This is a genomic window from Pseudomonas sp. 10S4, from assembly GCF_034344865.1.
In the GTDB taxonomy this organism is placed as follows: domain Bacteria; phylum Pseudomonadota; class Gammaproteobacteria; order Pseudomonadales; family Pseudomonadaceae; genus Aquipseudomonas.
The window spans coordinates 5,529,823-5,542,359 of record NZ_CP133774.1 but is presented as its reverse complement, the minus strand read 5'-3'; the positions used below and the strand labels follow the sequence as shown (position 1 = coordinate 5,542,359).

General features: G+C 56.7%; 6 protein-coding genes and 4 pseudogenes. 2 read left to right on the top strand and 8 right to left on the bottom strand.

From position 1 onward, the window contains the following. Window positions 1–21 precede the first annotated feature (21 nt). Both RHM58_RS26045 and RHM58_RS26040 read right to left on the bottom strand, forming a co-directional pair. A pseudogene (locus RHM58_RS26045) lies at window positions 22–1,079 on the bottom strand (phenylacetaldoxime dehydratase family protein). A gap of 43 nt (window positions 1,080–1,122) precedes the next feature. Next, entirely contained in the window at window positions 1,123–1,284 is a 162-nt protein-coding gene (locus RHM58_RS26040) for a hypothetical protein (protein WP_201255134.1), read from the bottom strand. A gap of 383 nt (window positions 1,285–1,667) precedes the next feature. Between RHM58_RS26040 and RHM58_RS26035 the strand changes: the two genes are divergently transcribed. Beyond that, entirely contained in the window at window positions 1,668–2,603 is a 936-nt protein-coding gene (locus RHM58_RS26035; RefSeq protein WP_322268609.1) for a helix-turn-helix domain-containing protein, read from the top strand. A 206-nt stretch (window positions 2,604–2,809) separates the two neighbouring features. On the opposite strand, the pseudogene potE reads toward RHM58_RS26035, so the two are convergent. From potE to RHM58_RS26010, 5 genes and pseudogenes are all read right to left on the bottom strand, one after another. Further along, window positions 2,810–4,143: pseudogene (gene potE, locus RHM58_RS26030) on the bottom strand (putrescine-ornithine antiporter). 90 nt (window positions 4,144–4,233) lie between these two features. Further along, window positions 4,234–6,417 carry an ornithine decarboxylase SpeF gene (speF, locus tag RHM58_RS26025; RefSeq protein ID WP_322268608.1) on the bottom strand — a complete coding sequence of 728 codons (2,184 nt, stop codon included), beginning with the start codon at window positions 6,415–6,417 and terminating at the stop codon, window positions 4,234–4,236. 32 nt (window positions 6,418–6,449) lie between these two features. Beyond that, complete coding sequence (locus RHM58_RS26020) at window positions 6,450–8,765, bottom strand: Orn/Lys/Arg decarboxylase N-terminal domain-containing protein (RefSeq protein ID WP_322268607.1); 2,316 nt, start codon at window positions 8,763–8,765, stop codon at window positions 6,450–6,452. 235 nt (window positions 8,766–9,000) lie between these two features. Continuing rightward, window positions 9,001–9,251: pseudogene (locus RHM58_RS26015) on the bottom strand (alpha/beta fold hydrolase); the annotation flags it as partial. 218 nt (window positions 9,252–9,469) lie between these two features. Next, window positions 9,470–10,900 (bottom strand): GGDEF domain-containing protein, encoded by a 1,431-nt coding sequence (locus RHM58_RS26010; RefSeq protein ID WP_201257458.1) that lies wholly within the window; start codon window positions 10,898–10,900, stop codon window positions 9,470–9,472. A gap of 505 nt (window positions 10,901–11,405) precedes the next feature. Here RHM58_RS26010 and RHM58_RS26005 point away from each other — a divergent pair. Then, window positions 11,406–11,492: pseudogene (locus RHM58_RS26005) on the top strand (histidine kinase); the annotation flags it as partial. Window positions 11,493–11,612: 120 nt separating this feature from the next. Here the strand turns inward: RHM58_RS26005 and RHM58_RS26000 are convergent. Then, window positions 11,613–12,470: a transporter substrate-binding domain-containing protein gene (locus RHM58_RS26000; protein WP_201257459.1), complete on the bottom strand. Its 858-nt coding sequence runs from the start codon at window positions 12,468–12,470 to the stop codon at window positions 11,613–11,615. Window positions 12,471–12,537 lie beyond the last annotated feature (67 nt).

Genomic DNA, 12,537 nt, shown 5'->3' with positions numbered 1-12,537 from the left:
TGGGTGTAAGCGCAGGTGCGCTCAGCTTTGTGCCGGTAATGCGTCGCGAAGCATTCCCGTTTGCGGATGGCAGTTGATGTATTCGAACACCTGATTTTTGGCATCCGACACCGACACTTCGTGGTAAAGCCGCAGCTTCACCAGCCCGGCAGCCACGCGGAAGAACGTGACGAAAATGCGCAGATGGGTGGGATGGGATTCTGCCCAGCGTTCCAGCTTCTCGACCGAGCGCCAGTGACCAATGTTGTAGCTCAGGTCGAGGAAGTTGCCGTCCATGTCGATGTTGCGCACGAATCTGTTGCTGTAGCAGCCCAGGGGTTGGCCGTTGTCACGCAAAAATCCATGCCGTTCTGCAGCGTCGGCAGGATTTCGTCAAGATACAGTGAGCGTTCCTCTGCCTCGGCGTCGGCCCAATCCTGGCCGGAGCGGATCAGCGCTACGTTGTCGTGACCCAGCACTACGACGCGCCCACCTTTAGCCGGGTCTCCAGCGACCACTTGCAGTTCGCCCGAAGGGTTCATCCAGTCGGTCTGGGAAACCGGGAAGCGGTCGCGCATCGAGCCCCAGTAGCCGTGCTCTTCGATTTCGCCGCTGGTGTTGTCCATGATCGCGCCGATGCCGGGCGGCTTGTCCTGGAAGCCGTATAAAGTTTCGAACTGCTCGGCACGCGGAGCGATGATCTCCCGAAAATACCCGAGGCCGTCACTGAGGCGATCCTGCGACTCCCACCAGTCGTTCACTTCTGGTGATCGCAACCAGCGGCAATGGGCCACTGGATCTTTCCAGTAACCGACGATCATCAGGTTGTCATAGCCGCTGTTGTCAGTGTGATGCGTCAAGTCATGGGTTAGCGGACCATCGGGCAGGCTGAAGCTGCTCACGATGTGCCGCATGGCCTGCAGCGCCGCCTCGCGCTGTGCTTCACCGCGAAACTGCACACCCAAGTAGCCCATCACCACCTGTTTCAATTGTTCGTCGGCGCGTCCGACCCACATGGGGAAGGGCGGTTGGTAATTTTCGGGAACTCGACGAGAAAGCGTCCGAGGACATGTGAGGTGTTTGTCGATCGCGGATTCCATGAAAGGCTCCTTTTTATTTTTGGTTCAGGCGTAAGGTTTGGGTTCAATGTCCCGGTGACGGATTGCGGTTGGCACCTTCCTGTCGTCGGAGCAGCGCCAGAACTCCCCACTCGATCAGCCAGCAAACGAACTCCTCGGGTGCCAGGTCGCGCATTTGCAATAACCAGGATGAGTCGGACAATCGTTTCTGTTTTTGAAGATGCATGGGATGCCTCATCAGCCGTGGTTGCAGGGAATGCTGTGAGGTAGAAGTTATGTAGGATCGAGTCAGTGCGCTTTGTTCGCAAAGACAACCGTTTGGTTGGAAAGGACAGACCCAACAAAACCGGTACGCGCTTGAGCCGTACTGGTGCGCTGAGCCCCAAAGGCAAGGGCTCGCGCCTTGAAAATGGGCATAACACGCTCATCAGCGATGGCAGCAGACGTTTAACGCTGGCGGGGTTTGCTGACGAGGTTTCTGGTAGGCGCCTCTCCTCAGAGCCATATTAGGCCGGCGCCAGAAAGAGCGAATGGCCTATTAATTGCTAAGTGATGAGCTTGCGTTAGCGCTCCCCGCTTTCTTTACGTCGCCGCACCGAGGTGAATGCCATGAGCCAAAGCAGTCAGTATTCAACCTTCGCAGTTTCGGAGCCACGTCGCTTTGATTACTGGAAAGAAGTGGTGTGTCGTCATTGCCTGGCGGCTGACAGCAAAACCTTGTCGCAGAGCAATTTCGAGGGGGCGCTAAAGGTCCACGACATGGGGGCGCTGGATATCTGCACCTTGTCCTCGCCTCTGCACCATTGGGAGCGTTCCGCCCAGCATCTGCGCAGCGGTCCCGCCGAAGATTTGTGGTTGGGTTTCACCCGAATTGGTCGTGGTGAACTGGAGCAGGGAGGGCGCAAGGCAACCTTGGCAGCAGGCAATCTGTTTCTTTATGATGCATCCCAGACGTTTCGATTCAGTCTGGGTGGTACCGAAAATCACTTGATCCGAATTCCACGACAGTTGCTCAGCGAGCGGTTGCCCGGCGTAGCGGATTACACGGCGATGGTTCTGGACGATCGTCGTCCAGGCGTGATCCCGTTACGCGAGATGTTGCGCCAGGCGGCGAGCGCACCGTCAATCTTGCAGGATGGGGGAGTCTCTAGTCGGTATTCCAGTGCGTTGCTCGACCTTCTGGTCATCAGCCTGGAACTTCAGGACTTGAAGACAACCCATGAAGAGTTGGATCTTTATGGACGGATCATGAATTACATCCGCCGGAATTTGACCGACCCGAACCTGTCGATCGAACTCATCGCTCAAGCGCACCATGTGTCCACCCGAACCGTCACGCGTGCTTTCGCCCGCTACCAGAAAACCCCAGTTTCGGAGATCTGGAAAGAGCGCCTGAATGCCAGCCGCGAAGCCATCGAGCGCGGCCAGGTACGCAGCGTTTCTCAAGCAGCACTGGATTTCGGGTTCTCCGACTTTTCCCATTTCAGCCATGCCTTTCGCAAGGCCTTTGGTGTTGCTCCTCATACTCTCCTGCATCGCAATTGAGAACGTCTGGCCTCAAATGGATGCAGCGCTAGGGCTTGTGGGGTTGAGGGCGAATAAACCAACGAACTCGCTACCGTCCTACCGGACCGCAGCGCGCCCATTGCTTCATTCCTGACTCATTGTCCCGCTGTTGAACATTGATGATGAACTGCACTTTGCGAATGTATGAATAGCCAATCAAGTGCACGATGAGACGCGGCAAAGCTTTAGGCTTTGGCGACATCCTCGACTGGGGTATCTGCTGTCATGAATCGACGGCTGACGGTCCCGTACAAAGTCCATCCGAGCATGGTGACAATGCCGCCCAACATCATGGCGTCGGCACCGGAGCTATACAGAGCGTAGTAGCTGTAAGCCGCTGCGATGTAGGCGATGCCATTGGCAAACAGGGCTTTGCGCGGCGTGATCCCGGCGGCCTTCTGAATCGTCATCAGCGCTGCCATCGACATCAAGTAGGGAACCAGGTTGGTCACTACTGCCAGGTTGACGATCATGTCGAACTGTTTGCTCAGGTCCGGGCTGATGGTCATCAGCGTCAACGCGGTCTGGCAGACCACCAGCACCAGCATGCCGGCGATGGGTGTGCCGGACTTGGTCGTCTTGGCGAAGATCTTCAGGAAATAGCCGACATCGGCTGAGCTTTTGAACACCTGGGCAATGGTGAACTGCCAGCCGAGCAGCGAACCGATACAGGCCATGATCATCAGGCCCATGACAATGTTGCCTACCAGCGGCGTGAACATGGTGGCGAACGCCAGCCCGAACGGTGCGGTGGAGGCCGCAAGGTCCATGTTCGGCACAATCCCGGCGATCACGTTAGTCGACGCAATATAAATGACCGCCGCACCGATGGTCCCGCCCAATACGGCGATCGGCACGTTACGCTCGGGGTTTTCCACGGCGTCAGTGTTCGCACACGCCGATTCGAGGCCGAGAAAGGCCCACAGGGTTATCGAGATCGATGCGCCAACCGCCTGGAAAATCGGCATGTCGTGTGGATTCCAGGCGGCGACGTACAGCGATGAGTCGAACCAGAACCAGCCCAGTACCGAAACCCCCAGCACCGGAATGATGACACCCATGATGGTGACATTGCCGATCTGACCGGTAATCTGCGGGCCGCCGAAGTTGGCGATGGTGGTCAACCACAGCAGCACCACGGTCGCCCCCGCGACGCCGATGGGCGTCAACGTCACATGGAACAACTCCGTCGAATACCCTACGGCGGTAATCGCGATGGCCACGTTGGCGATCAGCAGCGACACGCCATAGGTGTAGTTGGACATGAAGTTGCCGGAGCGACCAAAGGCGTATTCGGCGTACCCCCCATGCCGCCAGGCTTACGGCTGAAACGCCCGCATTTGGCGAAGGCATAGGCCAAGGCCAGCGAACCGAGTGCCGTCACGATCCACGAGAAAATCGATATCGTGCCCACTTGCGCCAGCTTCGACGGCAGCAGGACGATGCCCGACCCCAGCATGTTGATGGCCGTCAGCACGGTGAGTTGCACCACGCTCATCTTCTTCACAGTAGTTCCCATATTTGCACTCCAAAAACGCCCCTTCGCGGGGCGCTGCATTGCGGAAAGACGAATACCGGGATGATTTTCCAGTGTCCTTTCAGGAACGTTTTACTGCTTGATGACGTATCCATAAGCTCGAATGCGACCGTCCTCTTCGGTCTTGAGGTAGACACCCTGCAATTCGGGATTGAATCCAGGCAAGCGATTGATTGCATCCTGTAGAGCCAGGAAATAGCTCAGCACCGCACCCGACCACACTTCACCGGGGACCACACACAGCACCCCCGGCGGATAAGGCAGGGCACCCTCGGCGGCGATCCGCCCCTGAGCATCCTCGAGGGCGATCAGTTCCACTTTGCCGCGCACGAACTCGAGATTCGCCTCACGGGGGTCCATCACTACCGCGGGCATATGCGCCTTGCGGAACATGTCCTTTTGCAGCTGTTTGACGTTATGTCGGGCGTAGAGCTCGTGCATTTCCAGGCACAGTTGGCGGATGCTGTAGTCCTTGTAACGGGCTTCGTGGTCGCGATAGACACCGGGCAATACCTCGGCCAGTGGCGCGTCGTCGTGGATAAAACGCTCGAAGCGCGCGATCTGCGCGACCAGGTGCTGCATCTTGGCCTGGCTTTCGGCTGGCGTGAGCAAGAATAGAATGGAGTTCAGGTCGCTTTTTTCCGGGACCATGCCGTACTGGCGCAGGAACGTGGCGAGGACCCCGGCATGGATGCCGAACTCCGTGTATTCGCCCGTCGTCGCATCAATGCCCGGGGTGGTGAACAGCAATTTGCATGGATCGATGAAGTATTGATTCTCGGTATAGCCCTCGAAGGCGTGCCAGCGCTCCTCGGGATGGAACATGAAAAACCGCCGGTTAGTGGCGATTTCATCGGTTGGATAATCCTGCCAGTAACGGCCATCAATGGTCGGCGGCACGAATGGCCGGATCAAGGTGCAGTGATCCATTACTAATTTTCGGGCTTCAATGCCGGCGCGAACGCATTCGTCCCACAGTCGGTGACCACTGCGACCGCTGTGCATCCGCGCATTGACATCGAGTGAGGCAAACAGCGGGTAAAACGGGCTGGTGGAGGCCTGGGCCATGAACGCGTTGTTCAGCCGATGATGATTGCAGTAGCGCTCCTGGCCTTTGATGTGACGATCCTTTTTGTGGATCTGCGACGCCTGGGAGAAGCCCGCCTGCTGCTTGTGAATCGACTGCGTGACGAAGATTCCGGGATCGTCCGGCCCCAGCTCGAGCAACATCGGCGAGCAGTCTTTCATCATCGGAATGAACTGCTCATAGCCGACCCACGCCGAATCGAAGAGGATGTAGTCACACAGATGGCCGATGCTATCGACCACCTGCCGGGCGTTGTAGATGGTGCCGTCGTAGGTGCCCAACTGGATCACCGCCAACCGGAACGGCCGGGGTAGATCGGCCTTGTCTGGCGCAACCCGGCGCAACTCGTCGCGCAGATAGGTTTCGTCAAAACAGTGCGCATCGATACCACCGATGAAGCCGTAGGGATTGCGCGCCGTTTCCAGGTACAGCGGTGTAGCGCCGGCCTGGAACAACGCGCCCTGATGGATTGATTTGTGATTGTTGCGATCGAACAGCACGACATCGCCCGGAGTCAGCAAAGCGTTGGTCACGACCTTGTTCGACGCCGAGGTGCCATTGAGGACGAAATAGGTCTTGTCCGCGTTGTAGACTTTCGCGGCGCGCTTTTGCGCTTCCAGCGGCGCCCCTTCGTGGATCAACAGATCGCCCATTTCCACGTCGGCGTTACAGCGGTCGGCACGAAACAGCGTCTCGCCAAAGAAGTCGAAGAATTGTCGACCCGCCGGATGCTTGCGAAAGAACTGTCCGCCCTGATGCCCCGGGCAGGCAAACGTCGAGTTGCCGCGCTCGACATAGTGTTTGAGCGCACCGAAGAAGGGCGGCAGCAATGCTTCCTCGTATTGACTGGCCGCCGTTTCCAGTTTGTCGCCGTAGTACTCGGCCTTATCGGTGCCCAAGTCGAACACTCCGCTGATTTGCAGCAGAACATGTTCAATGCTTGGCAGGTTTTCCCGAGACAGTTCGTCCTTGGCGCTAACGGCAAAGAAGATCGGGATATCGAATCCTGATCGACTGATGACATCGAGCAAACCGTTTTGAACATCCGCTCCGGTAATCACCGCGGCGGCAACATCCGTCAAATCGGTTTGGGAAAATTCCACTACTTCGCGCGAAGTCAAAAAGCTACTGCGTGAAGCCGCGCTTGCAGCCACTTTCAGTTTATTCACCGATCTTCCCTCCATTGAAAGGCCTGAGCGCCTTATGACGCTGTCTGTGTATCGGATGTAATGCAGCGGACCAGATAACGCCCCTCATCCACTTCGACGCCATGGGTGTCATGGGTGAAACCTGAGAAGCGTCGGTCAAAATCTTCCAGCGCCTTGAGGTAACCGAGTAACGGACCATCGGCTGCGCCGACATTCTCGCCCGGCATCAACAACGGAATACCCGGTGGATAAGGGACGACGCCAGTGGCCACGGTACGCCCGGCCAACTGTTCCAGGGGCACGATCTCGACATTGCCTCGCACCAGTTGCTCATAGGCCATGACCGGGCTCAGATCAGGGACCGGCAAGGTCGAAAAGGCCCGAGACATGGTTTCGGTAGTACGCAACTCGGCCATCGCGGCAAACATGGTTTCACAGAGATCGCGCAACCCCATGCCCCTATAACGTTGCGCATGAGCGGCCAAAAGCCCGGGCAGCACTTGAGCCAAAGGCGCGTTGACGTCGTAATCGCGTTTGAAATCGAGCAGGGTATTAACTAACGTGCCCCACTTGCCCTTGGTCACGCCGATGGAGAACAGCACCAGAATGGTGAAATCGGTGGTTTTCTCGACCACGATGCCCTGGCGGTCCAGGTAGGCCGTGACCACTTGGGCAGGTATACCCAACTCGCTCATGCCGCCGCCAGACAGAATGCCCGGCGTGGTGATCGAAACCTTGATCGGGTCGAGCAAGCAGTAGCCATCCTCGATGTCGCCAAAGCCGTGCCAGGCCGCGTTGGGCTTGAGGATCCAGCAGGCCGGGTCGCTCGCCAGCAATTCCTCGACGGCGGCATAAAAGGGTATCGCCTGGCCGGTATCGGGAAGGGTCACGGTGTCTGGTTGCCAGACATTGAAAAACCACTCTCCGCGCCCTAAAAACTCGCCATTGAGCCGCGCGAGCATGCGCCGAAAGGCAATCGCCTCGCGAATCGCATCGCCGGTCAGGGCCTTGCCGCCCGGGCCGTCCATCATCGCGGCGCTGACATCGTTGGAGGCGATGATCGCGTAATTCGGCGAAGTCGAGGCATGCATCATGAACGACTCATTGAACCGCGCATGATCGATAGGACGCCGGCCGTCGCGGATATGGATCATCGAGGCCTGGGACAGCGCCGCCAGCAATTTATGAGTGGACTGGGTGGCGAACACCGTCGGCCGATCCGGGCCGTGATCGGCCGGCTCGCCATGCATGGCAAAACGTTCGCGATAAATCGGGTTGAAGCGTGCATAGCCGAACCAGGCTTCGTCGAAATGCAGCCGGTCGACGCTGGCGCCCAGCAGTTCCTCGACTCGCGACACGTTGTAGCAGAGGCCATCATAAGTAGAGTTGGTGATGATCGCGTGCATCGGTGTCGGGTCGATCCCTTCACTGACCAGCGGGTTGTTGGCGATACTCTCGCGGATCGCCTCGACGGTCAGGTGCTGCGGCGGTATCGGCCCGATCAGGCCGTAATGGTTACGCAACGGCACCAGATACGTCGGGACTGCGCCGGACATGGTCATGGCGTGCTCTACCGACTTATGGCAGTTGCGGTCACACAGAGTGACCTGGCCGCGGGTCACGCTGGCCATCAGGATCACCCGATTGGAGGTCGAAGAGCCGTTGGTGACATGGTAGGTGCGATGGGCGCCGAAGACCCTGGCCGCATACACTTCACTGGCGCCGATGGGCCCGGAATGGTCGAGCAGCGAGCCCAATTCACCGACGGAAATCGACAGGTCGGAACGGAACAGGTTTTCGCCGAAAAAATCGAAGAAGGCGCGACCCGCCGTCGACTTCAGAAAGGCCGTGCCACCGGTGTGCCCCGGGGTGTGCCAGGAGTATTCATAGACTTGCGAAAAACGTACCAGCGCGCCGAACATCGGCGGCAATGCCGCGTCTCGATAGCGCTGGATGGCAGCGATGATGCGCCCACCGATAAAGACACTGGTGTCTTCCAGCAGCCAGATGAAGTCATCCGATTTCTGCATGGCGTCCAGTGCAATGGTGGCTGCACTGCTGCGGTCGGCCAGGAGAAAAATCGGCACCGCTTCACTGCGTTCGCGCACTGCATCGAGAACGCTCATTGCTATCTCGTGGCTGTCGTCCAGGTCCAGGTCCCAATCGAGCAGCACACATTGCACCATCGGGTCGGAGTGGATGAAGGCAATCGCATCCAGTGCCGATTGCGCCAATATGACTTCCACCTGACGCCCTTCCAATACCTCAGCCAATTCTCTCACCGCGCGGCCCGCGGCGGTTTTGGCCGACAGTTCTTCATGGATCAGCAGGGCTTTCATGCCGAGACGTCGTTGCTGCTTATAGGTCATCGTAACGTCCATATTCAATAGATGAGGATCGGATTGACCTGAAATTCGAAACCCGTGGTCAACGCCGCGGATGCACCGGTAAATGTTGAGAGGGAGCTGGTTGAGAGCGGATGAGAACTAGCCGTTGCAATTCCATAGGTTAATGAGTGTGCGGCACCAGACATCTGAAAAAGTTCGGTTATCTAGCGTCCTGCCTACGAAATAAGCTTCTTCAAAGAAACCAGCGATGACCAACTGAGCTGCGACCATACCCACAACTGTCGAAGGTGATGACAGTGTGCTTCGTCGAGAGGGCCTTGACCTGATTGCCCCAGTAATCGGAGTTGGCCAGACCGCCATGAAGCAATATGACAGGCGATCCATGTCCGGTGATTGAGTAGTAAAGTTTGATACCGTTGACGTCGGCATAGCCAGCTTTTGCACTGGTTACCGGAGCGGGGGCAGTGTTTCCCAACGCTCTGTGGCATGAGCCGCGTTGAATGACATCAGCTCTGTACACTGCTCTGTGGAGGACTCGATTCGACCATTTGACGGTCATGGCGCAAAAATGCGGGTCGAGTAGGGTAGGGTGGTTAATTCGTTTTCGGTGGACTTTGTCGCCCAGGCCGAGCAGTTTCGTGGCGTCAGTTAGCCGATGTCCCTCCAAGGCCTGCGACAACACAACCGGCTCAGTTCCAACGTTTTCAGCGACTTCGAAATGATGGTCAGAGCAGAGGTTGAAGGCTGGTTTTGATGGTAGTGACCACACGATTACGGCCTTGGTGTTTAGCGTGATACAAGCGTTGATCGGCTATATGCAGGATTGCCTCGATGGTGTCGCCGTCTCGGCCAGATTGCGATATACCGATGCTCACTGTGACCACGGTTAGCCGCTGAAAGCCGCTATTAAAAGCGGTATTTGCAACGTTGGTCCGCAGGCGCTCAGCGATTACATGCGCGCCTTCGAGTGAAGTCTGAGGTAGCAGTATCATGAATTCCTCCCCGCCCACTCGGGCTACGCCGTCATAGGGCCGGATCGAGTCGAGGCATTTCTGCACAAACTCCTTCAGGATGTCATCGCCCACCTGATGCCCGAAGCGATCATTGATGGATTTGAAATTGTCCAGATCAAGTGCCAACACCGAGAACGGTGGACCACCGCGTTTGGTTCGGCCAATTTCATCTTCGACCCGCTCCATGAACCGACGCCGATTATCAGCTCCTGTCAGTGGATCGGTCGCTGCAAGGTGTCCGAGTTCTTGATTGGTGCGCTGAAGCTCCAGCAGGGCGTTCTCTGTGTACTCCATTGCCTCGGCAAGACGCACCATCAGCTCCTCTTGGCTGTAAATTGTCGAGAAAGAACGTGTGGTGAGGAACGCTTGCACTACCCCATAGCTCAACAAGAAGAATCCAGCGGCGAAGATCGCATGAGCGAGCCACCACATGTGGTTCCAAGGACGTGCAAGGATGAAAGCAAGGGATGACAACGCGAACGCCGTGACCGATATGACAAAGATCACCATCAATTGCGAACGGATACGGCGCAGCAGGAGTATTGCAACGTTCAATGTGGAAAAAACAAGGGCGCCACCTTCCAGCGAGAGGCGCACCGCGAGATTGCTGGCGATTGACGAGTTGGCGATGTATGCCACTGCCAGGTCAACCAGCAGAAACAGTCCTATCCAGATCAGCCACGGGCGGGGATTCGTTCGTTGGTCCGCGGCATCAGGTGGGCGGTGGTACGACAGTATTCCGACTAACAGCAGAATCGCCATGACCAGTCGAGAGGCCGGTCCATACAGGAGAAAGAGCCAGATATTGTGGTGTGCGAGCCCAGTGAACGCACCATGCAGCGCGTAAATCAGTACAAAACCGAGAAAGCCAAGCGTCATCCATCGCAGCAGTGGTTCTCCCGATGACTGGTAGCAGCGCCACGTTACGTAAGTAACAAACAAGCCTTCCAAGGTGGCTGCCGTGATCGCAATTATATGGAACGCGTGGTTCTCGAATAAAAGAGTGGGGTCTTGAAAGAAGAATAAGTAGCCAATCAGATAGGCCGGAATAAACGCAAATCCTGCGAGCAGCAAGCTGGCATAAACCTTGATGATGAGACGGACTGCTTCAGGTGGCTCGCCGGTGGCGATGATATTGCTCATGGCTCCCTCCAATTTTGAATCTATTTTGTCAAAATCGGACCGGTATTGGCTCCGGAACCGCATACACGCTGCGTTAGATTTGGATTATAGGGTGCGAAATAAGCCGGATTCTGGTCTTCCATCGGCTTTGGCTCCTTGGAAATTTATAGCCTAGTCGAGCAATTGCTGTGCTGCCGAGGTTATAAAATCATGTGAAGTCGATACGACCGGCAGATGGCCCAAATCATTTCAGTGCCGTTCGTCGTCAGCCGGTATCGGTCAGACGCTTACGCACGGGGGGCACCACACTAAGCTCTATTATTTCGAACACGGAGATCAATATTCCGCGCTCGTAGGATCGGCGAATATGAGTAGCTTTCCGATGCTCCGTTGGCCCTCGAAACGAAGCTAATCGCTCAAGGCAACCTCCATGCAGTAATGCCTGAGGTACTTTGATGCTCGCCAAAAAATGGCGGGCAGTCTGCATATATCACCCTGCGTCCGCGTGTTTATGTACATGTAGGGTGAGCGAGACTACGCGCGGAAGATGGTGCTACAGGGGCGCTCCTCAGCAGGTACGCCCGTTAGGGAGATTATGAGTTCGCCAGTGATATAGGTATTCGCGGAGACTAAATCCTGAAAGCAAATGCGCTGAAACGTTGGCCCAAGGAAGCGGAGCTCGCGGTGACCATTAGTGCGCCACGGATCGTCACTCCGTGGCGAACGGCCTTCCTTAAGGTGCTATGTCAGCCTTAAACCACTTCTCCGAAAGCCGTTTGACCGTCCCATCCATCAGGGCTGCGCTCAGGGCATGGTTGAATTTTTCCTTTAAGTCAGTATCCCCCTTCCTGAACGCCAGGGCCTCGCCCGGGCCCCAGATGGGCCCACCTATCTTGGGGCCGACCATGTGCACCGTCTGGTTTTCCGGGTTTTGCAGCGCGGAGGAGAAAAACGTCACGTCATCGAAAGCAAAATCAATGCGGCCTGCGTTCAGGTCCATCATGTGCTCACCGGACTTTTTATAGGTCCGGATGGTTGCGACATTTTTAAAGTTTTTCTCCACAAAGTCTGTGTAAGCAGTGCCGGACTGAATACCAATGACCTTATCTTTGACCAGCGAGCGCAGCTGATCGATGGTGGTTTGGTCGTTGTTCTGATCACCGCTGAGCTTGATCACTTCATCGCTCGGGGTGCTTGAAATCACCGCTGGCGTTGAGCTGACAAACACACCCTGCGTGGCCGCATACGGCGTTGAGAAAGCGACGATGGCCTCACGCTCCGGGGTAATCACGATGGCATCCATCAGCATGTCGAATTTGTTGGCATTAAGCCCCGCGATCATCCCATCCCAGTCCTGAGCTTGAAGCTTGCACTCAAGCTGGATCCTCGAGCACAGGTCCTTCAGCAGTTCAGGTTCGAAACCGGAAATCTCGCCGTTGGGTAGTGTGGTATTCCAGGGTTCGTAAGCCCCTTCGGTGGCCACACGAACCGTTGTCCAGTCCTTCGCAGCGGCCATGCCAGTAAACAACAGACTGCCGCCTAAGGCGGTACAGGCGAGCAGGTTTCGGGTAAAGCGAGTGATGGAATGCATGTGTTTCCCCAAAGAGTTCGAAAAGGATCGGCAGGGGCAAGCAATGACAGCCAAGGCGAGTCGAGGG